Source organism: Archangium sp. (genome assembly GCF_036389735.1).
Taxonomy (GTDB): Bacteria; Myxococcota; Myxococcia; order Myxococcales; family Myxococcaceae; genus Archangium.
The window spans coordinates 1-23,555 of record NZ_DASVWK010001073.1 but is presented as its reverse complement, the minus strand read 5'-3'; the positions used below and the strand labels follow the sequence as shown (position 1 = coordinate 23,555).

Annotated in this window: 19 protein-coding genes and 1 pseudogene; 6 read left to right on the top strand and 14 right to left on the bottom strand. The window is 68.4% G+C overall.

The genetic code is table 11. The features are described 5' to 3' along the window. Positions 1–11: 11 nt before the first annotated feature. Together hppD and VF794_RS38565 are read right to left on the bottom strand one after the other, a co-directional pair. Positions 12–1,097 carry a 4-hydroxyphenylpyruvate dioxygenase gene (gene hppD, locus VF794_RS38570; protein WP_331118507.1) on the bottom strand — a complete coding sequence of 362 codons (1,086 nt, stop codon included), beginning with the start codon at positions 1,095–1,097 and terminating at the stop codon, positions 12–14. 112 nt (positions 1,098–1,209) lie between these two features. Then, a complete protein-coding gene (locus tag VF794_RS38565; RefSeq protein ID WP_331118505.1) occupies positions 1,210–2,328 on the bottom strand; it encodes an alpha-hydroxy acid oxidase in 1,119 nt (372 codons plus the stop codon). Between the two features lie 147 nt (positions 2,329–2,475). Between VF794_RS38565 and VF794_RS38560 the strand changes: the two genes are divergently transcribed. The 3 genes from VF794_RS38560 (at position 2,476) to VF794_RS38550 (ending at position 5,425) form a co-directional block, all read left to right on the top strand. Next, a complete protein-coding gene (locus tag VF794_RS38560) occupies positions 2,476–3,771 on the top strand; it encodes a GTPase family protein (RefSeq protein ID WP_331118503.1) in 1,296 nt (431 codons plus the stop codon). 98 nt (positions 3,772–3,869) lie between these two features. Continuing rightward, positions 3,870–4,514 carry a TetR/AcrR family transcriptional regulator gene (locus VF794_RS38555; protein WP_331118501.1) on the top strand — a complete coding sequence of 215 codons (645 nt, stop codon included), beginning with the start codon at positions 3,870–3,872 and terminating at the stop codon, positions 4,512–4,514. A gap of 11 nt (positions 4,515–4,525) precedes the next feature. Continuing rightward, complete coding sequence (locus VF794_RS38550) at positions 4,526–5,425, top strand: sterol desaturase family protein (RefSeq protein WP_331118499.1); 900 nt, start codon at positions 4,526–4,528, stop codon at positions 5,423–5,425. Between the two features lie 11 nt (positions 5,426–5,436). On the opposite strand, the gene VF794_RS38545 is transcribed toward VF794_RS38550, so the two are convergent. The 11 genes from VF794_RS38545 to VF794_RS38495 all read right to left on the bottom strand — a co-directional run bounded on the left by VF794_RS38545 (position 5,437) and on the right by VF794_RS38495 (position 19,070). Next, positions 5,437–6,495 (bottom strand): hypothetical protein, encoded by a 1,059-nt coding sequence (locus VF794_RS38545; protein WP_331118497.1) that lies wholly within the window; start codon positions 6,493–6,495, stop codon positions 5,437–5,439. 14 nt (positions 6,496–6,509) lie between these two features. Continuing rightward, positions 6,510–7,742: an MFS transporter gene (locus VF794_RS38540; protein WP_331118495.1), complete on the bottom strand. Its 1,233-nt coding sequence runs from the start codon at positions 7,740–7,742 to the stop codon at positions 6,510–6,512. Between the two features lie 134 nt (positions 7,743–7,876). Beyond that, positions 7,877–8,941: a hypothetical protein gene (locus VF794_RS38535; RefSeq protein WP_331118494.1), complete on the bottom strand. Its 1,065-nt coding sequence runs from the start codon at positions 8,939–8,941 to the stop codon at positions 7,877–7,879. Between the two features lie 16 nt (positions 8,942–8,957). Continuing rightward, positions 8,958–10,871, bottom strand: a complete 1,914-nt coding sequence (locus tag VF794_RS38530) for a hypothetical protein (protein WP_331118493.1) — start codon at positions 10,869–10,871, stop codon at positions 8,958–8,960. 154 nt (positions 10,872–11,025) lie between these two features. Further along, positions 11,026–12,327, bottom strand: coding sequence for a DegT/DnrJ/EryC1/StrS family aminotransferase (locus VF794_RS38525; RefSeq protein WP_331118491.1), 1,302 nt, complete (start codon positions 12,325–12,327; stop codon positions 11,026–11,028). A 13-nt stretch (positions 12,328–12,340) separates the two neighbouring features. After that, positions 12,341–13,504 carry a DegT/DnrJ/EryC1/StrS family aminotransferase gene (locus tag VF794_RS38520; RefSeq protein ID WP_331118489.1) on the bottom strand — a complete coding sequence of 388 codons (1,164 nt, stop codon included), beginning with the start codon at positions 13,502–13,504 and terminating at the stop codon, positions 12,341–12,343. Beyond that, the gene (locus VF794_RS38515) at positions 13,501–14,466 is read right to left on the bottom strand and encodes a sugar phosphate isomerase/epimerase (protein WP_331118487.1); all 966 of its coding nucleotides are present in this window, start codon (positions 14,464–14,466) and stop codon (positions 13,501–13,503) included. Before VF794_RS38515 ends, VF794_RS38520 begins: the two co-directional genes overlap by 4 nt. 19 nt (positions 14,467–14,485) lie before the next feature. Then, a complete protein-coding gene (locus VF794_RS38510) occupies positions 14,486–15,508 on the bottom strand; it encodes an alcohol dehydrogenase catalytic domain-containing protein (protein ID WP_331118485.1) in 1,023 nt (340 codons plus the stop codon). A gap of 31 nt (positions 15,509–15,539) precedes the next feature. Then, complete coding sequence (locus VF794_RS38505; protein ID WP_331118483.1) at positions 15,540–16,544, bottom strand: hypothetical protein; 1,005 nt, start codon at positions 16,542–16,544, stop codon at positions 15,540–15,542. 96 nt (positions 16,545–16,640) lie between these two features. Further along, positions 16,641–17,894, bottom strand: a complete 1,254-nt coding sequence (locus VF794_RS38500; RefSeq protein ID WP_331118481.1) for an inositol-3-phosphate synthase — start codon at positions 17,892–17,894, stop codon at positions 16,641–16,643. A 168-nt stretch (positions 17,895–18,062) separates the two neighbouring features. Continuing rightward, positions 18,063–19,070 (bottom strand): methyltransferase, encoded by a 1,008-nt coding sequence (locus VF794_RS38495; RefSeq protein WP_331118479.1) that lies wholly within the window; start codon positions 19,068–19,070, stop codon positions 18,063–18,065. Positions 19,071–19,286: 216 nt separating this feature from the next. On the opposite strand from VF794_RS38495, the gene VF794_RS38490 reads away from it, so the two are divergent. From VF794_RS38490 to VF794_RS38480, 3 genes are read left to right on the top strand one after another with little or no spacing between them, the layout of a single operon-like run. Further along, positions 19,287–20,078, top strand: coding sequence for an MBL fold metallo-hydrolase (locus VF794_RS38490; RefSeq protein ID WP_331118477.1), 792 nt, complete (start codon positions 19,287–19,289; stop codon positions 20,076–20,078). A gap of 25 nt (positions 20,079–20,103) precedes the next feature. Then, entirely contained in the window at positions 20,104–21,480 is a 1,377-nt protein-coding gene (locus VF794_RS38485) for a DegT/DnrJ/EryC1/StrS family aminotransferase (RefSeq protein ID WP_331118474.1), read from the top strand. A gap of 60 nt (positions 21,481–21,540) precedes the next feature. After that, on the top strand, positions 21,541–22,257 hold the full coding sequence (locus tag VF794_RS38480) for a hemerythrin domain-containing protein (RefSeq protein ID WP_331118472.1): 717 nt from the start codon (positions 21,541–21,543) through the stop codon (positions 22,255–22,257). An 85-nt stretch (positions 22,258–22,342) separates the two neighbouring features. On the opposite strand, the pseudogene VF794_RS38475 reads toward VF794_RS38480, so the two are convergent. Continuing rightward, positions 22,343–23,555 (bottom strand): annotated as a pseudogene (locus VF794_RS38475) (hypothetical protein); the annotation flags it as partial.

The following is a 23,555-nucleotide window of genomic DNA, read 5'->3' as shown; positions in this document are numbered from 1 at the left end:
GTACGCGGGCGCTACCCGACGTTGGCGATGCGCTCCTTGCGCAGCATCTCCTGCTCCACGGACTGGTAGAGCGCACGGATGTTGGCCGCGCCGAATCCCCGCGCCTGCTTGCGCTGGATGACCTCGAAGAAGAGCGTGCGCCGGGCGTGGACCGAGCGGGTGAAGACCTGCAGCAGGTACCCCTCGCCCTCGCGATCCACCAACACATTGCCCGCGCGCAGCACTTCCAATTCCTCGGCCAGCGAGCCTACCCGCGCCGGTAGCGCCTCGTAGTAGCCGGCGGGGCTGTCCAGCAGGGGCATCTGGCGCTCGCGCAACTCGCGCACGGAGTCGAGGATGTCCTCACAGAGGAAGGCCAGGTGCTGCGCACCCGCCCCTCGGTGGTTGCCGAGGAACTGGTCGATCTGCCCCGGGCGCTTGCCCGCCATCGGCTCCATCATCGGGAAGCACACCCGGCCGGAGGAGTCCTGCACCACCTTGGAGTTCATTCCCCCGTACCGCGTCTCCACGTTCTCCTCGTGGCTCTCGTGCAGCCCCAATATCCGCCCGTAGGCATCCACCGTTTCCTGGAGCGTGCCTGGGATCAGGCACAGGGCCACGTGGTCCACCGCCACCAGGAACTCGCGCTTCGGGGCCAGGGCGACCACCGGTTGGAAGCGGCCCGGCCAGAACTCCGCCTCGGGCGCCTCGCGCTGAATGAAGGAGTGGACCATGTCGCCCACCGGGGAGGCCACCGTCGCACGTACCAGACGTCCGTGAGGACCCTCGTACACCCGCGGCTCGTTCACCGGTTGCGCGCCCCGCCGCACCGCCTCATGGAAGGCCGCCGCCGCATCCGCCGTGCGCAACGCCACGTCCTTGATTCCGTCCCCGTGCACCGCGACGTAGTCCGTGGCCTCATCCGTGTCCACCAACGGCTGGGTGAGCACCAGACGGATGCGACCCTGCTCGAGCAGGAGGCTGCCGCGGCCCTGCTCCCCCGTCTCCGGTACGGACCGACCCGTCACCCGAAAGCCGAGACCGGAGCAGAACACCTCCGCCGCGTCCTCCAGGTTGCCCACGTACAACTCGAGATGATCGATCCCATCGAAGTTCACGTGCAGCTACCTTCCTCAATGCCGCCGAGCTACGGGCGAGCCCCTCTAGCAGACGCACTGCGAGCGTGAGCGGGCTGTAGCTTTCCACATTCAGTAACAGAAGGAAATCCGCTCAAGGACGGTAAAGAAGGGATGCGTCGATGTCCTTCAAGGTGGGACGTCCCGCCAGGGCCATGGCCAGCTCCAGCTCCTCGCGCAGCAGGGAGAGGAGGTGGCTGACGCCCTGCTCACCCTCGGCGGCCAGGCCCCAGAAGACGGGACGGCCCACGAGCACGGCACGCGCGCCCAGGGCCAGGGCCTTGAGCACGTCCGTGCCCCGGCGGATGCCGCCGTCCATCAGCACCTCACAGCGATCCCCCACGGCCCGCACCACCTCGGGCAGCGCCTCCAGCGCGGAGATGGCGCCGTCCAATTGCCGGCCCCCATGGTTGGAGACGATGACACCGTCCACGCCCAGCGAGGCGGCACGAGCGGCATCTTCCGCGGTGAGCACGCCCTTGAGCAGCAAGGGCAGGCGGGACACGGAGCGTACCCACTCCACGACCTCCCAGCTCATGGAGGTATCGAAGGCCTCCTGGGCGTGGCGGGCGATGCCGGAGTTGCCTTGCTCCCGGGTGGAGAGGGTGGCGGTCAGCTCGTGGGAGAAGTTGGCGGCCTGCACGTGGGGAGGCAGACCGAAGCCGTTGCGCAGGTCGCGCTCGCGCCGGCCCAGGCGGGGAGCATCCACGGTGAGCACCAGGGCCCGGTAGCCAGCGGCCTCGGCGCGGCGCAGCAGGGACGCGGTGACCTCGCGGCGGCGGAAGCAGTACACCTGCAACCAGAGCGGCCCCTGGGCAGCGGCGGCCACGTCCTCCAGGGTGCGGCTGGAGAAGGTGCTCACCACCAGGGGGACGCCCACGGCCCCCGCCCCACGCGCGGTGGCCACCTCGCCCTCCGGATGGGCCAGACGGTGGTAGGCCATGGGCGCCACCAGGAGAGGCAGGGCCATGGAGGTGCCAACCACCTGGGTGGACAGCTCACAGCGCGACACGTCCACCAGCACGCGGGGCCGCAGGTGCAGCCGGGCAAACGCCTCGCGGTTGGCTCGAAGCGTCACCTCATCGTCACTACCTCCGTGCAGGTAGTCCCATGTGGAGGGCTCCATGCGCGCACGCGCCAGGTCCTCGTAGTCCTGCACCCGCAGGGGCCGGGGCTGGACCTTGTCCTGCGTCTCGACGGCTGGGGTTCGCATGTCGTGTGTGGGGGCCGCTCCCTGGCGGATGGTACCCAACCCCTACGAGGCTTGGCCACACCCGCCCCGGCCAGGCCTGCCTGGGCTCCGAGCAGGTGAGCGTCTTCTGCCCCTGGCATCCCTATCCTATGGCCACAAGGGAGACCCATGGCCGGCCCGAACGAACCCACGTTCCCGGAGATCGCCGAGACGATTCGCAGGCTCGAGGAGCTACTGGACCGCGTGCCGGATCCGCTCGCGCGGGAGATCCGCCAGAAGATCGCCCACCTGCGCGCCCTCCTCCTGGAGCAGCGCTCCCCCAATCTCGTGCTGGTGGGCCGCCGCGGCGCCGGCAAGTCCTCCCTCATCAACGCCCTCTTCGGCGCCCGCGTCGCCGAGGTGGGTCACGTCAAGGCCCAGACGGGACGTGGGCGCTGGTTCGACGTCCACGGCGAGCTCGGTACCCTCTCCATCCTCGACACCCGGGGCATCCAGGAGGGCTCTCGCCCCGAGGAGGCCGATGAGGCCGACACCCCCCTCGACTCCATCCTCGCCGAGGTCCGCCGCAAGGCCCCCGACGCCCTCCTCTTCCTCGTCAAGGCCTCCGAGGTCGATGCCGCCATCGACGCCGACCTGGACGTGCTCGCTCAAATCGTCTCCGCCGTCGAGCAGGCCCACGGACTGCGCCCGCCGTTGATTGGCGTCGCCACGCACTGTGACCTGCTGGAGCCCAAGCGCACCGACCTCCACCACCCCGACGCCCAGGAGCCCACCGAGCTCCAGGAGAAGCTCCACCACGTGGAGGCCGTGGAGCGCCAACTGCGCGAGAAGATCCGCTCCCGCGAGGCCCTGCGTGGCGAGCTCGTCACCGTGATGGGTGTCTCCACCTACCTGTCCTGGCGTTCGGACGGGACCGTGCGCTCGGACGAGCGATGGAGGCTGGGTGAACTCGCCCAGGTGCTGTTTCGCGAGCTGCCCGAGCAGGGACGGCTCGTCCTCGCCCGCGTGACGCGCGTGCGCGCCCTCCAGGAGGAGCTGGCCACCGTGCTCTCGCGCGCCATGGCCACCGTCTGCATGGGCATCGCCGTCGTCCCCATCCCCGTCGCCGACATCGTCCCCATCACCTCCGCCCAGGTGAGCCTCATCGTCGGCATCGCGTGGATCTCCGGCCGTCAGCTCGACTTCACCGCCGCCCGCGAGTTCCTCACCGCCATGGGCCTCAACCTCGGCGCCGCCTTCGCCCTGCGCGAGGCCGCTCGTGCCCTCGTCAAGTTCGTCTTCCCCGGCGGCGGCAGCGTCGTCTCCGGCGCCGTCGCCTTCGCCGGCACCCTCGCCATTGGCGCCGCCGCCCGCGGCTACTTCCTCCGCGGCGTCTCCGCCGACGAGGCCCGCAGCCTCTTCCAGGCCACCCGCGCCTCCGCCGAGGCCAACCCCGACGACTCCCTGGCCGAGGGAGGACGGTAGACCCTCGGTTGCTCGGTTTCCCCTTGGACAAGAGGGCTGGATATTTAGTGAGTGAGTAGTCACTTTCTTTTCAGGGAGAGTCCCGTTACACTCTCCGTATGTCCGACTCCTCCCCGGCCTCGGCGGCCGTACCCCGCGCCCGGCGCACCCAGCAGGAGCGGCGGGATGCCACCCGCCTCAAGCTGCTCGACGCCACCGTCGAGTGCCTGGTGGAGCTCGGCTACGCCCAGATGACCACCCTCGCCGTCGCCCAGCGCGCCGGCAGCTCCCAGGGCGCCCTCTTCAAGCACTTCCCCACCAAGGCCGGGCTGCTCGCCGCCGCCGTCGAGCACCTCTTCCCCCGCCTCATCTCCGAGTACCGCTCCGGGCTCGAGGCCCTCCCCTCCGGGGGAGATCGCGTCGCCCTCGCCATCGAGCGGCTGTGGTCCATCTACCAGCGCCCCGAGCTGCTCGCCGCCATCGAGCTCTACGTCGCCGCGCGCACCGACCCGGAGCTGGCCTCGGCCTTGAGCACCGTGGACCCGCCCCACCGCCGCCACCTCCACCGCGTCGCTCGCGAGATCTTCCCCGACGTCGCCTCCTCCCGCCCTGACTTCGACGCCGTCATCGAGCTCATCCTCAATGCCGTGCAGGGCGCCGCCGTTGGCGCCATGGCCCTCCCCGCCAATCCCGACCACCGGCCCATGCTCGCGCTGCTCGTCCAGCTCGCCCGCAGCGCCTTCTCCCCTCCACCCCCGCCGTAGGGAGCCTTCCCATGGCAGACCTTCCTTCCTTCGATCCCACCCAGCTCGCCACTCCGGCGTTCATCCTCCTCATGGTCGTGGAGGGCCTCTGGCTCTCCCGCCACCGCCAGGAAGACCTCGTGGGCTACAGCACCAAGGACACCGCGGCCAGCCTCACCATGGGCACCGTCTATGGCCTCATCTACATGGGCTGGAAGGGCGTGGAGTACGCCTTCTACTCCCTGCTCTACGAGGCCTCACCCCTGCGGCTCGGCACCGGCGTGCTCACCTGGGTGCTCCTCTTCTTCGCCGAGGACCTCTGCTACTACTGGTTCCACCGCGTCCATCACGAGTCCCGCTTCTTCTGGGCCTCGCACGTGGTCCACCACTCCAGCCAGCACTACAACCTCTCCACCGCCCTGCGGCAGACGTGGACGCCCATGACCCACCTGCTCTTCTGGGCCCCGCTGGCGCTGCTCGGCTTCCACCCGGCGCTCATCCTCACCCAGCACGCCATCAGCCTGCTCTACCAGTTCTGGATCCACACCGAGGCCGTGGGCCGCCTGGGGCCGCTCGAGTGGGTTCTCAACACGCCCTCCCACCACCGCGTCCACCACGGCGCCAACCCGCGCTACCTCGACCGCAACTACGCCGGCATCCTCATCCTCTGGGACCGGCTCTTCGGCACCTTCCAGCCCGAGGACGAGCGCCCCGTCTACGGCCTCACCAAGAACATCCGGACCTACAACCCCCTCCGCATCGCCTTCCACGAGTACGCCGCCATCCTCCGCGACGTCCTCCGCCCCAATCCCCTCCGCATCCGCCTCGGGTACGTGTTCCGCAGTCCCGCCTGGCGGCCACGGGAGGACACGGGCTCGGGGGCGGTCGGCACGGAGGAAGAACGGGAACGGGTACCCTCCCCCTCACCCTGACCCTCTCCTGCTCAGTCCCGGCAGCAGGCCACCGCGCCGTCCTGCGAGCGGAAGAACGCCGTCGTCAGCTCCCTCCCCACCCACGCGCAGAGCACCTCGTACGTCCGCCGCCGCGCGCCTCCCACGCGTGCCGGCTCGCGCATCAGCGTCTCCGGGTGCCGGATGAACACGTTGTAGCCCAGGATGAATCCGTCCGAGCGCAACACCGTGATCCCATCCGTCGCCATCATCCCCCGCAGCAGTTGCGCCGCCGAGCTCACCGCCGACGCCGCCTCCACGTCCGGGCTCTCGTGGTAGCGCATCACCCGCGCCACCATGTCGATCGGCTCCCCCAGCATCACTCCGTCCACGAACAGCGGCGAGCCACCGCATCTCTTCGGCAGCACCGCCACCAACGTGCCGTGCGCCGCCTGCATCGCCTCGAACAGCACCCGTCGGTAGAAGTCCCGCGTCAGGCCCCGCGCCGGCTCCGCCACGTCCGACGTGAGCGCCAGCGCCAGCTCGTCCATCGCCACCGTGGGCAGCGTCGACTCCAGCCTCGCGCCCGACAGGAACACGTGCCGGTACAGGCCTCCCATCCCCCGCAGCTCGATGACGCTCTCCGCCAGCTGGAGCACCCCCACCATCCGCAGGGAGCGATCTCCCGCACGCCGCATCCGCTCCAGCGGCGTCTCCACCAGGGGGAACGGGTCCGTCCGGAAGATGCCGTACGCGAAGCCCTCCGGCACCAGCAACACGTACAGCCCCCACCACCGCCCCTGCCCCAGGGGCGCGCACTGCTTGAGCGCCCGCTGAATCGTCTCCCGCGTCCGCGGGCCCTCCCCGATCGCGACCGGATCCTTCCCGCCCAGCACCCGCAGCATCCCCTCGAGGTCATCCCCCAGGAACGCCACCGGGAAGAGGGGCTCGCCCTCCTCGCGGTAACGCGAGAGCGTCACGATGAGCTCGCTGAGCGGATCCGCCATCTGCGCGGAACCCAGCCCGACCTCATTGAGGAATGAACCCACCGCGTCCGACAGCAGGTGCCGGAAGGACAGGACCGGGGACTCCCCTGGGGCCGAGGTACTCATGGACGCATTCTCGTTCAGAGCGAGGAGGTCGCTTCCAGCTCCTTGTTGCGGGTTTCGGGCAGCAGCCACCAGACGAGGCCCGCGGCGAGCAGCGGTGCCAGGGCCGTGAGGCTCACCGCCCGGCCCAAGCCGAGGGACTGGGCCGCCGCTCCCACCGCCATCGGGGTGAACAGCAGCCCGCCCGTGCGGCCGATCACGTTGCTCACCCACGCGAAGGCGTGCCCGCGCAGGTGGGTGGGGAAGAGCTCCGAGGTGAAGGCGTTGAGCACGGGCCACACGGCCGACAGGCCGAACACGAGGAAGATGAGCGCCACGGTGAGTGGCCACTGCCCCTGGAGCGTATAGGCGAAGAAGACGCCCACCGACAGCGACCCGAAGATGAGCACGGCGCTCAGCCTGCGCCCCAACTGGTCGATGATCTTGCCGGCGGCGAAGGTCAACGGCAGCGCCACCAGCGACGCCAGGGCCAGGGAGCTGCCCACCTGCGCATCGCTCAGCCCCCGCTCGCTGACCGCGAACTTCTTCCAGAAGACGAGCGCCGTGCCATGGCCCACGAAGACGAGCATCCAGATGAGCCCCAGCCACAGCAGGCGGTTGCGGTAGCCCGTCTTCCAGATGGCCAGCAGGGAGCTCTTGCGCTCGGTGGCGTCCACCTGCTCGAAGCGGCGGGTCTCCTGGAGGTTGCGCCGGGCATACATGACGATGACCAGCGGCAGGATTCCGGCCAGGTAAAGGGTGCGCCAGCCGTAGGGGCTCTTCAGGATCAGCGGCACCACGGCGGCACAGAAGATGGCTCCCAGGCTGGAGCTGGCCGAGACGACCCCCATCACCATGCCGCGCCGCTCCGCCGGGAACTCCTCGGCCGCGAAGAGCTGGCTGACGACGAACTCCGCCGTCAGGAAGATGCGAGCCACCATCTGGCAGAGCGCGAAGACGTACACGTCCGGAGAGAAGCCGGTGAGGAAGGTGAAGATCGTGTACCCCACGATGGTCACGTTCAGCACCGTGCGCCGGCCAAACCGGTCCGCGTTGCTCACCAGGGCGTACGCCAGGATGCTGCCGATGTTGATGAAGGCGATGAGCAACCCCATCGACGCCAGGGAGAAGCCCATCTCCGCCTGAACGTTGGGCAGCACGTTCGTGATGGCGAAGAAGTCAAAGCCCTCGAAGAAGGTGGCGACCGACAGGAAGACGAAGAGCCGCTTTTGATAGGCGGCCAGTGGGAGTGCTTGTGCTTCCGTACTCACGGAAACAGGAAATGTCGACATGAGAACATTCAAGCATGGCGCTCGGGAATCGGTCGAGAGCCCCAAAACACCAACGGCGCGCCCCGCGGTGATCGCGAGACGCGCCGTTCGAGGCACTTCCAATCAGGCCGGGACTACAGCGGCAGGCACAGACCCGGCGGCGGCGGAAGCTGGTACCCCGGCAGCTCCGACGGCTGGTACATCATCTGCAGCCCGGCGAAGCCGATGACGGTAGGCGCGATCGGCGCGCTGATCGGCGGGAAGAACCACGGCCGGCGAGTCGCCGCATCCGTCACCGTGTCCACGATCTTGTAGTTGATCAGCTCCGGAGGAGGAGCCCCGTTATTGGGCACCAGCACCACGGTGATGCCCATGGGGCTCGCCGGAGCGTCCGTCGTCACGATGAAGCCGCGCTCGGAGCGCAGCGACGCCGGCGGGAGGAAGGAAGGCGCCCAGTCGATGAAGAAGACCTGGCCCGCCGAGGCCTCCACGGCGGTCATGGCCGCCGGGACCCTCAACGCCCCGTTCCCGGCATGGAAGAGCCAGAAGACGGTCGCGGCGTAGTACTTCGCGGGGTTGATCAGATCCTCCACGGTGGTGGGCACCCCCTTGACGACCGTCAGGTGCTTGGCCACTGCCTGGAGGATGCCCTTCTTGCTGGCGTGGAAGACCTCCTGGGACGTGCACGTGGAGTGGACCGTGGAGATGGGACGCATCGTCAGCGTCGGCAGGTACTCGGCCGGGGGAACCGGCTCCAGGCCCGCGATCGACTCGGTGGGCAGCGTGCCCTGTCCCAGCGAGAGCATGAAGAACGGGGCCCCCGCGCGGCTGGGGACCTTCGGCAGCACCCACATGCCCACGGCGTCCGTGGTCTCGGGCGCCACCGCTGGCGCGACGGCCACCGGATCGAAGGCCGTGACGGCCCCATTGCGCACCGCCGCCATCTGGTAGAGCGGGAGTCCATCGGACACGAGCGGCGGGAAGGGACACGTGTCGCCGCAGCCGACGAGCGACAGGAAGAACGCCTCCGGGTCCCACGCCAGCCCGGAGATCCGGGTGGTGGTCGCGGTGTCCGCGGGGACGTACGTGTCCGGCCTGGGGACGAAGTCGGATTCCTCGGGAACGAGCGGGTCGCTGTTGCAAGCGGCGCCCAGCGTCAGCGCGCCAATCAGCGCGCCAGAGCGGATGTAGCGAATCATGATGGCCGGTTCCTTCTCAATTCCCGGGGAGGATGTGGGTCTGCGGCGGGGTATCCCCGTGGCAGCTCTGGGCGCAGTTGCCGAAGCGGTTCGGCTCCTTGCTCTGGTTGAACGTCGCCGAGAAGTACTCGTCACCGTGCATGGAGGGGTGGCAGCCGCTGCACGCCTCGATGCTGGGGCGCTTGGGGATCTCCCCGGTCAGGTGGCACATCGTGCAGTCGTTCTTCGCCGCCGGGTAGCGCGACGAGCGCATGTGGATGCGGTGCACGGTGGTGCCCAGCACGCCGCCGTTGGTCGTCGACTCGGTGTGGTGACAGACCTTGCAGGTCTCCACGTGATCCACCGACTGACCATGGCGCAGGTTGTCCAGCGAGAGCACCCCGCGGTGGCAGATCTGGCAGTTGCCCACGTTGCCAGGGTAGCTGGTGCGCTCCTTCTGGCCCACCTGGAAGAAGTACTCCTTGGTCTTCGCCACGCGCTCACCGCCGAAGTAGCGGTGCCACTTGATGAGCGCCACATAGGTGCCAGGCTCGGCGTTCTCCGGCAGCTGGCGCCCGTAACGCGTCGACCACTTCTGACCCATCTCCGCCGTGCCCAGGGGCGTTGTCGCCGTCTCGCTGATGGGGGAGTAGGCGTACTCCTCACCGAAGTAGGGCGCCGGCCCGGTCACGTCACTGCGGGGCGTCAGCTTGTGGATCGGACCGGCGAAGGTGACCGTGGGGATCATGTCGGTCTCGAGCATCCCGTTGATCCAGGGAATGCTCGCGTAGAGCATGCCGTTGGCCTGATCGGAAATGGCCTCGGCGCCGCTGGGCAGCAGGTCCGGCGAGTGCAGCCGGTTGCCCTCACCGTCGCGGACGTCGACGAAGACATTCACCATCTCGCCCGGCTTGTAGAACTCGCCGTTGGCCGGCTTGACGAAGGTGAGGTTGGGATCCAGACCGAAGGCGCACGGGGTGGGGGCGCCCGCGGCGTCCGTGCAGGAGGGCGGCAGATCCTGCTGCGACACGAACGACACCGGGAAGTAGAACGGCTCCTTGGGCATCTGGCTCCACGTCACGCGCAGAGCGCCCTCGCCACGCAGCAGCGGGATGCGGAAGGTCTTGAAGGGGTTGGTGCTCCCGAACAAGTCCAGGCGCGCCGAGGTGCGGAAGACCGGCGACTGCGGAGGCCAACCTTCAATCTCCGGCAGGGGGTTGACCTGGGTGTCGCCCGGGAAGCGCGGCGGCCGCACTCCCTCCATGCGCCAGCTGAACTGCGAGCGGAAGCCCCAGGGCGCGTCCGTGACGAACTCCGAGCGGTCGTACTCGACCGGCGTGCCACGCACCACGCCTTCCGAGTCCAGGACCTCGACGCGGAACGTGTCGCCCTTCACCCGCCGCCAGTTGGCGTTGTCGAAGAGGACCACGCGGGTCCAGCTCGCCTGGAGGACGCCGGGAACCTCGGCGGCGAACAACCAGTCACTCGACTGCTGGCCGACGTTGCCCCAGTCCAGGTTCTTGAAGCGCGACTGCGTCTTGAACCAGTTGACGACGTTCGACAGGTCCGTGGAGTTGGTGTGCTGGTTGAGGACCGTGTCCACCACCGTGAACTGGTTGAGGAAGTAGTCGGTCTCCGTCACGAGCTGGAGCCGGCCCGGCCCGTTGTACGGAGGGAAGCCGTCGATGGCGACGGGGCTCGGGCAGGTGTCGGGATACGGGATGGGCACCGAGTTCTTCGGCACCACCTGACCCGACGGCACAACGGCGCAGCCGTTGTACTGCTGGAGCGAGAGGCGGATCGCCCCTGAGGCCGCGGAGCGGTAGGGATCGAAGGCACGAGCGCCACGGCCAGGCACGTTCTCGGAGTCATTGACGTCCAAGAGGTTGCAGGCCAGGGACGGCATCAGGAGCGCACAGAGTGCACCGGTGAGGAGTGTCGAGTGTTTCATCAAAACTGCACCAAGGCCGCCGTCAACGGGCGAAGGGGGGGTTCCTCATCATACCCACAGAATCCCCTGTGTTGAGAAGTACACCGAGGGAGTATCAAGCCCCCCCGGGCTGGAAAAGCCCACCCGAGGGGGGGCCGAGAGCAGGCACCCAGGCTCAAGCGTCGCTCTCGTAGGCCACCAGGAAGTTGTGATCGCGCCGCGGCAGCGCCCCTTTGTTCCGGGCGTCGCGGATCTCCCCGGCGCTGTCCAGCACCTTGGTGATGGCCTCGGCGTAGAGCCCCATCGTCTTGACGTCGAAGGGAGGGTTGAGGCAGCGCTGCTGGAAGTTGAACTCCAGGTCCACGAGGCGCTCGGTGACGGGCAGGCTCCCCGCCGAGTAGTCCGGGCGCACCCCCTCGGGGAAGCGGAAGGGGCCGCAGCGGCCCGTGCGGGCCAGCTCCTGGAAGAGGTGACGGCGGTGCAGCGGACCGGCCTCCACCGGGTTGCCCGCGGCGTCCTTCAGGAAGTTGGCCGAGGAGATGTAGGTGAGCGTGGGCACCCCTTCGGCGTTGAGCGCGTCGACGAACTCGTTGCGGGTGATGCCGTACTCCGAGCTGTCGAAGAGGCTCGTGAACATGTGGAAGACGTGGTGGGCGTTCTTGCGCTCCCGGGGCAGCGTGATGCCTCGCACCCCCTCGAGCAGCCTGGCGAGGGCATGCGCGTTGGCCCGGCGGTGGTCGTTGATGACGTCGAGCAGGAGGAGCTGCTCGTAGGCGCGCTCGGCGCACTTGCCATCCAGGCGGGAGTTGAGGCCGTAGCCGCCGGTGGAGGCGAAGCGCCACACCGACTCGTCCCTGGCCTGCGTGGAGATGAAGGAGGGGTGCTGGCCGCCCAGCATGGCCCGCTCGTAGAAGGTGCGGTTGGCGGTGGTGACCATGCCGCCGCCGGTGCTGACGATGGGCTTGCCCGAGAAGCTGAAGGCGGTGATGTCCGCGATGGCGCCCAGCTTCTGCGTGCCGATGCCCGCCCCCACGCTCTGGCAGGCGTCGTCGATGACCACCAGCCCGTGCTTGCGCGCGATGGGGAGGATGCGCTCGTAGTCCGCCGGCTGCCCGTACAGCGACACGGCGAGGATCGCCTTGGTCCGGGGCGTGATGCGCTCCTCGATCTTCGCCGGGTCCATCATGAACGTGTCGGGATCGACATCCACGAACACGGGCACGGCCCCCACCTGGAGGATGCTGGTGACGGTGCAGAACCAGGTATGCGAGACGGTGAGGACCTCGTCCCCGGGCTCCACGCCGGCACCGAGCAGGGCGGAGAGGATGGCCGCGGTGCCACTGCCCACGGGCAGGGCGTAGGGCACGCCGACGTACTCGGCGAACCGCTTGGTGAGGGGATACTCCCGGAACATCTTCGGCAGCGTCGTCTTGCGTGACACGACGGGGGTGCCGCCCAGCATGGCCAGCTTGCTCATGGTCCGCGACCTTTCAAATAGACGTGAGGAAGGAGCCCACCGCCGAGCGCACCTGCGCGAGCTCGGTCTCGGTGAGTGCCCAGTTGACGTGTAGCGCCAGGACCCGCTCGCTCCGCTCCAGGGCGACATCGCGCCCCACCACCCGGTGGGGGAGGCGGTTGGTGTCCAGGTACTCCAACCACCCCGGCAGACCGTGCGTCCGGTCCTTCGACACGAGGTGGATGTGGCAGCCCGCCTGCTTCAGGGCCGCGTCGAAGGCGTGCGCCGTGCGCGCCTCCGCGGCCTCGAAGATCAGGAAGGTGCCGTTGTCGATGGCGCCATCGGGAGGCGTCAGGTGCCGCACGCCGCCACTGGCGAGTGCCGGGGCGAAGACGTCCAGCAGGATGCGGGAGGCCTTCTTCAGGGACTCGCGGATTTGCGGCAGGCGGCGGAGCTGCACGCGGATGAGCGCGGCCTCCAGCTCGGACATGCGCAGGTTGAGCCCCAGCCCCACGGGCACCTCATAGCCCATGGGCTTCGGACGATGCCGCGCCATGCGCGACAGCCCCGAGTCGTGGAAGCGCACCGCCGACAGGTAGAGCGAGGTGTCGTCCGTGGCCAGCGCGCCGCCCTCGCCGCCGGTGACGATCTTGAAGGCCTGGAAGGAGTAGGCGGTGACGTCCCCCCACGTCGCGGAGGAGCCGAGCGCCTGGCTCGCATCATCCAGCACGGCCAGCCCATGCTTGCGCGCGAAGCCGCGAATCGTCTCCATGTCACACGGCCAGCCGCAGGCGTGGATGGGGGTGATGGCCTTGGTGCGCGGGCTGAGGGCCTGCTCCAGGAACGAGGTGTCCACGGTCAGGCCCGGCCCCACGGGGACGAAGACAGGGGTGGCCCCCACGTAGAGGACGCTGCTCACGTTCGTCAGCCAGCCGTAGCTGGGGACGATGACCTCGTCCCCCTCCCCTACTCCCAGCGCGTGCAGCGCCGCCAGCAGCGCGCTCGTGCCCGAGTTGAGCATCAGCACGTGCTTGCGTCCCACGAGCCGCGCCAGCTCCTCCTCGCAGCCCTCCACCTCTTCCGGCGGAGCCAGCCCCGTGCCCCGGTACAGCGCGCCACGCGAGAGCACCCGCTCCAGCGCCTGCCGCTCCTCCTCTCCCATGGCACGGAGCCCGGGAAAGCCGATCCACTCGTTCATGCCGCTTCTCCTCGCCGCTGGGCCTGCTTGCGCGCCTCTTCCATGTCCGCCAGCGGCAGGAGCCGATCGCGCAGCCATTGGCCCACGCGCAGGCAGTAGGCCAGCGCATCCACGTCGGGGAAGTCGACGCGCAGGAACTCAACGGACACCGTGCCCCGGTACCCACCTTCATACAGCCCCGCCAGCGCACCAACCAGATCCACCTCCCCTTCGCCGTCCACCGGCGTGTGACGGATGGGGCGACCCCGCTCCGCACGGGGGGTGGAGGTGTTGTCGAGCTGGACGTGCGAGATGCGGGGAGACAGCTCGCGGTACACCACATCCAGCGGGCGCGCCTCCGTCAGCGTCTGGTGCACCGTATCCGCGGTGAAGCCCAGGAAGGGTGAGGGGAAGCGCGCGTGGAGCCGTTGCACGTCCGCCACGTCCGCGAGCAGGTGCAGGCTGTGGGCCTCGGGCGACAACACCACGCCCCGCGCCTCCGCCTGAACCAGCAGCCGCTCCATCCCCTCCTCCAGCCAGTGCCACTCGGGCGAGGAGTGCTTGTCCGCGGCCGCCGCCAGCGGGCTGGGACCGCTCAAGAAGACGAGCCGCTCCATGCCCAGGTCCGCCGAGAGCGAGATGGCCTCCTCGATGAGGCGGCGGCGCAGCCCACGGCCTTCCGGGTCCGGGTGGATGAGGGAGGGCTCGTGCTTGGTGGGGCCGAGCAGGAAGCGCCCGCCCAGGCCGAGCAGCACCTTCGCCCCACGCCCCATGGCCCCGCGGGCGATCGCCTCTATCTGCTGGACGATGGATCGCGGGATGACACGTCCTCCCTCCGGGGTCCCCAGGGACTCCGAGAGGTGGAGTTCGAGCACGTCATATGGCCCGGCGGCGAAAGCCGCGTCGAGAATCTCCTCCGCCGGACGGGCTCCGGGGCCAAACAGAGGCAACGCCAGTGAGGAGCAGCCCAGAGCGAACGCCATGTGTCGATCTTCCTCCCTCTCAAGCCGCCGATGAGGAGCCGGGCATCACCAGGGCCTTGATGGCCTCCGCGCGCTCCAGCACTCCGAAGGCCTGTCCGATGTCCTCCAGACCGAAGCGATGGGAGATGAGCTCGCCCATGCGCAGGTGGGGGATGAGGTCCAGGCACTTGGGAATCGTGTCGTTGTCGATGAAGCAGCCGACGATGCTCTTCTCCTGCCGGACGATGTCGAAGGGCCGGATGGTGCACGTGCAGGTGGTGTCCATGCCGAAGACGAGCACCGTGCCACCGGGGCGGGTGGCCGCGAGCGCATCCGGCAACAGGAAGCCGGCCGTGTCCACGACGATGTCCGCGCCACCCTTCGTCTCGGACAGGAACGCCTCCACCACCGGGGTCGCTTTCGGATCCACCACCTGGTCCGCCCCCGAGCGCAGCGCGGCCTCGCGCCGGTGGGCCATCGGCTCGGAGACATAGACGCGGTCCGCGCCGAAGTGGCGGAACAGCCGGGTGAAGTAGAGCCCGATGGGACCCGCGCCCAGCACCGCCACGCTGGCGCCATGGCACGGGCCGATGCGCTGCAGGCCATTGAGGATGCAGGACATGGGCTCGGCGAAGACGGCCAGCTCGGAGGACAGCCCCTCCGGCACGGGATAGAGCACCCGGGCCGGCGCCCGCACGTACCGCGCGAAGCCACCATCCCGGCTGATGCCCATCGCCTCGTTGTGCTGGCACATCTTCCGGCGCCCGCGCCGACACGCGTCACACTGGCCGCACCAGATGTTGGGACCCGCGATGACCCGGTCCCCCACGGCCAACCCGCGCACGCCCTTGCCCGTCTCCACCACACGGCCGACGAACTCGTGCCCCAGCACGATGCCTTCCTTCGCCGGGTGCATCTGCGGCACGGAGACGATGTGCAGATCCGTGCCGCACATGCCGGCCACCTCGACCTCCACGATGACGTCGTCCGGCGCCTGGAGCTTCGGCTCCGGGACGTCCGTGATCTGGAAGCGCCCGGGTCCTTCGTAGAAACCAGCCCTCATCCCATACCTCGCGGGAATGCGCCCATGACCGTCAGCGCCACTCGGCGAGCGCGAACTGTTCGGTGCGGTTGACGACGGTGTCCTGGACGAGCTCCGGCAGGATGGTGCTCACATCGCCCCCGGTGATCACCCAGTGCTGATGGATCTCCTTCACCTGGTAGTTGCGCTCGTCCAGCGCCTCCCGGGTGGCACGGCGTGAGGAGAGCGCCATGGCGCCCACCATGCTCAGCTTCAGCTCCAGGGCCAACTCCTCCGCACGGCCCATCAGCATGTGGAAGGCATCCTCGCCATGGGCCTCGCCCGGCGACACGAAGAGCAGCTGGACGAGCAGCTGCTCATCCATGAAGGCCTCGCTGCCCTCGCCATAGTGGAGGACGGCGAAGCCCAGTAGCCGGCCACCCTCGCGCACCAGCAGCGTCTCGCCGAGCTTGCGGTGCAGCACGTGGTGCACGTCCGCGGTGACGTGGAAGCCGGGGGTGAAGCGCTCGGTGATCTGCTTCATCTCGCCCAGGGCCTGGACCTGGGCCACCTCGCTCAACGAGGAGAAGTGTTCCACCACGAGGCCGGTGCGGGCACGGGCGAGGGGCGGCTTCGCCTCCCGCGTGACGAAGAGGGCGGGCACCGACACGGCGCCGAACTGCCAATGCCAGTTGAAGTGCCGCGGGCTGGTGGGAAAGGTGACCGAGTCGATCAACGGACTGCCCTGCTCGCGGGCGAGCGTCATCACGCCGGCGGCGACCTCGGTGCCCGCCTTGCGGCCCTGGTAGTTGGGTCGAATCGCGCCCGGGCCCACCACGCCCCGCCGGCCCATCCGCTTGACGTACTCCACGCCCTGGATGACGCCCTGCTCGTCGCGCAACACGATGGAGACCGTGTCTGGCCGGTGAAAGCGATTGGCGACGCGGACGCCCTCGGGGCGCCCGGGGGGAATGGCGCCCAGCAACTTCTTGAAGATGGTGGCGAAGGCCTCATTCTCCAACTCGACCACGGTCGGGAGATCCTCTGCCTTCATCATTTCAATGGTGAATGTGCTCATGGGAGGCCCTGGGGGAGGCGGCGTGGTGGGGGCTGAAAACGACACACACCGCCCGGGCGCGAAGGCCCGGGCGGTGTGGAACGACGAGGCGTCAGCTCAAGAGGCGCGGTTGTTGCGCGTCACCCGGCGGGCGAACATGTCCACCTGGTGGAAGAAGTCGTGGACGATGCCCTCGGTCGCCGTGGGGTGCGGCGACTTGAAGTAGAGCGACAGGTAGTCCAGCGAGCCGGCGTCCCCGTGCTGGTGGCCCCAGGCCGCCATGCGCGCCAGGTCGATGACCAGCGGCGCCGCGAGGATGGAGTCCTTGCACAGGAAGTTGATCTTCAGCTGGAGGCGCTGGCCGAGGAAGCCCTCCAGGTCGATGCTGTCCCAGGCCTCCTTCTCGTCGCCGCGCGGCGGGTAGTAGAGGATGGAAACGACGTGGCTGTTCTCGCCGTTCTCCGCCACCACCGGATAGCCGAGGATGCTCTCCAGCACCGAGGCCTTGGAGATGATCTTCGTCTCGCACGCGTTGGGGTTGGACAGGGCCTTGCCATCCTCGTTGCCGAGGATGTTGGCGCTGTACCAGCCGCGCACGTGCAGCTGACGCTCACGGAAGGCGGGGGCGAGCACCGTCTTGAGGTACGTCTGACCGGTCTTGCCGTCGCGGCCGGCGTAGCCCACGCGCGCCTGCAGGGCCAGCTCCTTCAGCGCATCCACCTCGACCACGTTCGGGGTGAAGTTGATGAAGGGGCAGCCCTCCTTCAGGGCCGCGTACATGTAGAGCATGTTGGAGGTGATGGAGGGATCGGTCCCCTCCAGCGCCGCCTCGAACTCCTTGATCGACTTGTGGGCCGCGCTGGGCGCCACGGCGGGACGGGTGGGCGTCAGGTCCACCAGCACCACGCGACCCACGTTGTTCGCCTTGCGGAAGGCCTGGATGTCACCGCGGATGGCGTCCGCGGCCTGGCGCAGGGAGTTGAAGTGCGTCTCACCCTGCCCCACGCGGCGGATGTCCGAGCCGCGGCTCACGATGCCGCCAAAGGGGCGCAGCTGCGACAGCGGCTCCTCCAGCTTGGACACCAGCTTCTCGGGCACGATCTGCTCGCGCTGGCTGGCCGTGAACATGGTGTCGGCGCGCAGATCCCATCCACCCAGGTGGATCTGATCCAGCTTCGCCAGGTTGAGGGTGTCGCGGATCAGGGGACGCTGAGCCTGAGAAGAATAGCCAGGCCCGGGCATCCGACCCGTCTCAGTCAGCATGCCCAGAGGGGCCGCCAGATTGCGACGCATCGCCTCGACGCCGGCGATGACGGTGCTCCCGATCGCCCCACCACAACCAATCAGCATCAAGCCCAGACTTTCCGACATGTCACACATCCCTTGTAATTCGAGAAAGCTAAGATTTTAATTAACAAAAGGTGATATTATGTGTCAAGAGTGCCTGAAACGTTACACCCTGAGTCTCTGTCTACCTTGGCGCCAGATCTGTGCGCAGGTGGGTGACAGGATTACTGTTCATCCTGTCACCCCTGACAACTAGGCCGGGACGTTGGCGCGGTAGACGGCCATGGGGAGGCCCTGGCCGCCGAACTGGGGCGAGACCTTCATGTTCTCGAAGCCGGCCTGCTCCAGGATGCGGAAGATCTCCGAGTCGGAGCGGTGGTAGCCCTTCTCGGAGCGAAGCACCATCTGGAGGTTGTGCATGGTGCTGCCCACCGGGCCCGTCTTCTCCTCGTTGATCCAGAACTCGGGCACCGCGCAGGGGGCGCCCGGCGGCAGGACGTTGCGCGCCCGCCGGAAGATGCGGATGAGCGTCTCATCATCCCAGTTCTGGATGATCTCGGAGATCAGCGCTCCGTCGCAGCCCTTGGGGAACTCGGCCTCGACGAAGTGGCAGGGCATGAAGGTGACGCGATCCTCGAAGCCGCGGCGCTTGGCCTGCTCGCGGATGTACTCGAAGTTGGCGGGGCCATCCACGATGGTCATGCGCAGCTTCGGGTAGGCCGCGAGGATCCTGAACATGTAGCGACCGGCATCGGCCACGGCGAGGACATGGTTGACGTTCTCGAAGCCGCTATGGCGCGCCACGCCGTCACCGTACAGCTCCTCGAGCGCGTGGCGGACGGGCTTGAGCTGCCGGCAGGCCTCGGGATCGCCATACATGTAATCCCAGGCGGTGAGGCCACCCACCGGCTTGTCCTCGCGCACCGCGGGGATGGTCTGCGCCCAGACCTGATAGACGTTGTCGATCTCGTAATCGATCAACCCGCCGAGGTAGTTCTTCCCCGTACCGGGCACGAGGAAGTGACTGACGTCCTCGGCATTGCTGTACAGGCCGTCCTTCTTGCGGAGGAACCCCAGCGCCACGAGGGCATCGGCCAGGCCGACGGTGGCCCGAGGGGCCAGGCCACAGCGCTGGCCGAGCTCGGCGGCGTTCAAGGGCTTCTCGTCGACGGCCTTGAAGATGCCGAGGCGGTGGCCAGCGAAGAGTGTCTGGGCCGGCTCGAAGGCCAGGGCCACCTGGAGAATCCTCTCGAAGTTCATCGGACTTCCTCTCGTGCGCGCATGCTTTTGTCTGAGCTCGATGCTGGGGGAGGCGAACGGCGCGCGAGGGTCCGCTTCCACTCCACGGGCGAAGGAAACCACAGCTGGCGGGTCCAGGGGAAGCGGAGCCCCGCCCCGGCCTCGGAGCGCCTCGGCGGTGCCCTTGACTCCCCCGAGAGACCCGGGGACACTCTCGCACCGCCCCCGGGAACGCCCATGCCTGCGCCCTACCGCATCGCCGATGAGACGTATGCCATTCCCATCCTGAGACATGCCCCGCCCTTCGGCATCGCTCACTTCAATTCCTTTCTCATCCGTGGCAGGGAATCCATTCTCGTCGACACCGGGGCGCTCAAGGAGCACGACGAGTGGCAGCAGCACCTGTGGTCGCTGGTCGACCCGAAGGATCTCCACTGGGTCTTGCTGACGCACGATGACCGGGAGCATGCCGGCAACCTGATGTATGTCTTGGAGAAGTGCCCGCGAGCCAAGGTGGTGATGAACTGGTTCAGCTTCCTGCGGCTGGCGGATGACAACCTCGACATCCCGATGGACCGCATGCACCTGGTCAACTCGGGCGAGTCGGTGAACATCGGCGGGCGCGGCTTCGGCGTGCTCCGGCCACCGCTCTTCGACTCGCCGGCCACGGTGGGCTTCTTCGACCTCCAGACCGGCGTCTACTTCAGCGCCGACTGCTTCGGCTCCCCCACGCCCACCTTCGTCGAGGACGTGGCCGATGCCCCGAAGGAGAGCGTCCGGCGGAACTTCTACGCCTTCAACCGGGCGAACGAGCCCTGGTGCCAGTACGTGGACACGCGGAAGTACACCGCCGAGCTCGAGAAGGTGCGCAAGCTGGACGCCAGGGTCCTCGCCTCCGGCCACGCCCCGGCCGCGCGGGGCGACTCCATCCCGTGGTTCCTCGAGCTCATGGCGGATCTTCCCGCCATGGAGCCGTTCGAGGGTCTGACCCAGGCGGATTTCGAGAAGCGCCGACCGTTGGCGCGTTGAACACGTTGTATCAGGAGACAAGCCGATGAATGACACCCAGGAGAAGCTGGCCCTCGAGGGGGGCCGGAAGACCATCGAGGAGCCGCTCCCCGTGGCGGGCTTTGGAGCGGATCTCATCGGCGAGGAGGAGGAGCGCAACGTGCTTCAGACGCTGCGCAGCCGCACGATGAGCCGCATCGGCCACCCGCTCGCCGACTCGTTCTCCTACAAGCTGGAGCAGGCCATCCAGCAGCGCTTCGACGTTCCCCATGCCGTGGTGGTGAACTCGTGTGCCTCCGCCCTCCAGGTGGCCCTGGTGGCGCTCGGCATCGGGCCCGGGGATGAGGTCATCGTCCCGAGCATCGGGTGGATCTGCTGCGCCACCGCCGCCATCAACATCGGAGCCGTCCCCGTCCCGGTGGAGTTCGACGAGAGCCTGACGCCGGATCCCGACGACATCGAGAAGAAGATCGGCCCCCAGACGCGGGCCATCATGGTGGTCCACTTCCGCGGCCAGCCGGCGAACATGGACCGGATCATGGCTCTGGCCCGCAAGCATGACCTGAAGGTCGTCGAGGACGTGGCGCAGGCCTTCGGCGGCAAGTACAAGGGCCGCTACCTGGGCACCATCGGTGACGTGGGCTGCTACAGCTTCAACATGCACAAGATCATCACCTCCGGCGAGGGTGGCGCCGTGGTGATGAAGGACGTGAAGCTCTACGGCCGCGCGCTGGCCTACAGCGGCATGTACCCGATGATCCTCGAGAAGCGGGTGCCGGGGATTAGCGGCATCGACGTGCCGATGATGAACCTGCGCATGCCGGAGCTGTGCGCGGCGGTGGCCTACGCGCAGTTCGGCAAGCTGGAGAGCATCATGTCCACCCTGCGCGCCCGCAAGCAGGAGGTTCTGGAGGGATTGCGCGGGGTGCCCGGGCTGAAGTGGGCGCCCATGCACGACTCGGACGGCGACTGCGCCTACACCCTCCCGCTCCAGTTCGAGGACGCGGAACAGGCGCAGTTCTTCGTCGACGCCATGAGGGCGGAGGGCGCCAACAACATGTCCAACCTGCGCACGGGCTTCTCCGGCGGCGAGGTGCGGGGCACCGTCAACCTGATGACTTCCGAGGGGCAGGAGCCCATGATGCAGCGCCGGCTGGCCCTGGCCGAGAGCTGGCGTTGCGTCATCGAGCGCTACGGGCCCACCGAGAAGTTCAACCCCTGGAAGATGCTCGGCGCCGAGCCGACGCCGCTCCCGGAGGGCATCATTCCGCTGACCCAGAAACGGCTCGCGCGGGTGGTGGCCATCAAGATCAACCCGCAGATGGAGGCGCGGCACCTGCAGCAGGTGGTGCGTGCCGCCATCAAGGTGGCCAGGGTCATGGTGCAGCGCTTCCCGCAGCGCGCCAGCAACAACAACCCTTGAAGTCTCCGTAGAACTGGCCCAGAAACCAACCCGTCTCATCCCCAACCAGGAGGAAGTCGGATGTCCGCCGAGCAGAACCCTTCCAGCAACCAGCCCGGTACCCAGGCTCCACGTTTCGATATCTACGGGGGAATCCACAAGGCGCTGCGCCGCGCCATGTGTGGGCTGTTGGTGCGTTTCAGCTCGACGGACTTCAGCGATGACGCCCAGAGCGCGGAGATCCTTCGCGAGCTGCGCGTGGTGCTCACGCTCAACACCCACCACCTCAAGGACGAGAACCTCTTCTACCACCCCGCCATCGAGGAGCGGGCCAAGGGGACCTCGGCCCGGGTGGCCCATCAGCACGAGGAGCACGAGAAGTTCCTCGCCGAGCTGCGCCAGCTGGCCGACAGCCTGGAGAAGGCGGACGCGAAGACCCGGCCCTCCGTGGCGCAGAAGCTGTACCTGCGCTACGGCGTCTTCGTCGGGGAGAGCCTCCTCCACATGGCCGAGGAGGAGCAGGACATGCTGCCCCACTTCCACAAGCACTTCTCCGACGCCGAGCTGAACACCATCGTCACCAGGCTGCGCGCTCAGATCCCGCCGGATGTGAATATGGCCTTCATGTGTTCGATCATCCCCGCCCTCTCCCGGCCCGAGCGGGCCATGGTGCTCGGTGGGATGAAGGCGCATGCCCCGCCGGAAGCGTTCAACGCCGTGATGCAGGTGGCGGCGCGCCCGAACCTCTCCGCCGAGGACTGGAAGGATCTCACCACCCGGCTCGGCATTCCCGCCTAGAGGACGAAGGTTCCTTGAATACGAAGGGCTCGCCCTCCTCTGGAGAGCGAGCCCTTTTCAGTGTTGGGAACCTCGAGCGGCTGACTCAGGAGCCAGGCGTGAGCTCCAGATCCTGCCCGGGCACCGCCAGCACCCGCTGAATCCAGACCGGCTGGCCGGGGCAGCTGACGGTGATCTCCAGCTCCTTGCCGGCCGGGATGTTGGTCTTCACCGGGGTCGAGCCGGAGAGCATGTCGGAGCCCACCTTCACGTAGCAACCGGGCTTCCCACCGATGCTCACCGTCCCGGTGCTGTTCTGCTGCGGCATCGCCTCGGGCAGGGTGCGCATGTCGATGACATCCTTGCGCATCGTCGTCCCGAAGCGGCGCAGGTGGCCGTTCATGGCGGTGGAAATGACGTACGTGCTGGACCCGTCCATTTTCACGGTCCGGGCATCCGCCTGGATGCCGGAGACGTAGAGCTGCTCGCCCGGCTCGAGGTTGATGATCTCGATGTCGCTGCCTGAACCCAGCTTCGAGACCACCACACCGGCGCCCCCCAGCATCAAGAGCGAGGTGGTGCCCAACATGATCCACTTGGACACCGAGGACCTCGCGGCGCGCCGTGGTGCCACGGGCGCGACCGGAGCCAGATCTGGGGCATGAGCCGCCGCGACGGGAGCCGGAGCCCTGGGAGGGGCCACCGGGGGCGGAGGAGGAGCCGCCGCCTGGCCGTACAGGGGAGCGGGCACGGGCCCCGTATGGGTCATCGTGCGGCTGGAGACCGGAACGCTGGGCTGTAGCGCGGGCCCGGACGGACGGGGAGCCGGGGCGGCCGGCACGGGGCCGGAGTGTCGTGGCGGCATGGGCGCCGCCGCGGGCCCGGGCACCGCCGGCACGGGCATGGAGGGACGCGGCGGCATGGGTGCCGGACGCGCGGCCACGGTGGGCGGAGGCGGAGGCGGCACGGGAGGTGAATTGCGCGGAGGCGGAGGCGGAGCCTGCCGCGCGGGTGCGCCCTCCTGGACGTTCCGCGTCGGAGGCTCGGGCGGGAGCGCGCTGGGGGCGATGAGGCCCTGCTGCACGGGCCGGTAGATCTCGGTGCGCTCCTCCTGAGTAGGAGCGGGGGGCGGTGGCGGCGCCGCCGGGCGAGCGGCCTGCTGGGACACGGCACCGTACTGGCCCGTCCCACCGCCGGAGACAGGCCGAGCACCCGTCCCCGATCGCAGGGACGACTCCGGGGGGACGTTCACTTCCCCGGTGCTCCCCGACGGAGGCCGCGCGACATTGCCCGTGTTCCCCACGGTCGGGAACGAGCCG

Coding starts and splice junctions, on each gene's coding strand:
- VF794_RS38545 (WP_331118497.1), bottom strand. CDS start 6,495: ATGAGTACCTCGGCCCCAGGGGAGTCCCCGGTCCTGTCCTTCCGGCAC.
- VF794_RS38525 (WP_331118491.1), bottom strand. CDS start 12,327: ATGAGCAAGCTGGCCATGCTGGGCGGCACCCCCGTCGTGTCACGCAAG.
- VF794_RS38560 (WP_331118503.1), top strand. CDS start 2,476: ATGGCCGGCCCGAACGAACCCACGTTCCCGGAGATCGCCGAGACGATT.
- VF794_RS38520 (WP_331118489.1), bottom strand. CDS start 13,504: ATGAACGAGTGGATCGGCTTTCCCGGGCTCCGTGCCATGGGAGAGGAG.
- VF794_RS38480 (WP_331118472.1), top strand. CDS start 21,541: ATGTCCGCCGAGCAGAACCCTTCCAGCAACCAGCCCGGTACCCAGGCT.
- VF794_RS38490 (WP_331118477.1), top strand. CDS start 19,287: ATGCCTGCGCCCTACCGCATCGCCGATGAGACGTATGCCATTCCCATC.
- VF794_RS38565 (WP_331118505.1), bottom strand. CDS start 2,328: ATGCGAACCCCAGCCGTCGAGACGCAGGACAAGGTCCAGCCCCGGCCC.
- VF794_RS38555 (WP_331118501.1), top strand. CDS start 3,870: ATGTCCGACTCCTCCCCGGCCTCGGCGGCCGTACCCCGCGCCCGGCGC.
- VF794_RS38485 (WP_331118474.1), top strand. CDS start 20,104: ATGAATGACACCCAGGAGAAGCTGGCCCTCGAGGGGGGCCGGAAGACC.
- VF794_RS38495 (WP_331118479.1), bottom strand. CDS start 19,070: ATGAACTTCGAGAGGATTCTCCAGGTGGCCCTGGCCTTCGAGCCGGCC.
- VF794_RS38535 (WP_331118494.1), bottom strand. CDS start 8,941: ATGATTCGCTACATCCGCTCTGGCGCGCTGATTGGCGCGCTGACGCTG.
- VF794_RS38505 (WP_331118483.1), bottom strand. CDS start 16,544: ATGAGCACATTCACCATTGAAATGATGAAGGCAGAGGATCTCCCGACC.
- VF794_RS38510 (WP_331118485.1), bottom strand. CDS start 15,508: ATGAGGGCTGGTTTCTACGAAGGACCCGGGCGCTTCCAGATCACGGAC.
- VF794_RS38515 (WP_331118487.1), bottom strand. CDS start 14,466: ATGGCGTTCGCTCTGGGCTGCTCCTCACTGGCGTTGCCTCTGTTTGGC.
- VF794_RS38500 (WP_331118481.1), bottom strand. CDS start 17,894: ATGTCGGAAAGTCTGGGCTTGATGCTGATTGGTTGTGGTGGGGCGATC.
- VF794_RS38550 (WP_331118499.1), top strand. CDS start 4,526: ATGGCAGACCTTCCTTCCTTCGATCCCACCCAGCTCGCCACTCCGGCG.
- VF794_RS38530 (WP_331118493.1), bottom strand. CDS start 10,871: ATGAAACACTCGACACTCCTCACCGGTGCACTCTGTGCGCTCCTGATG.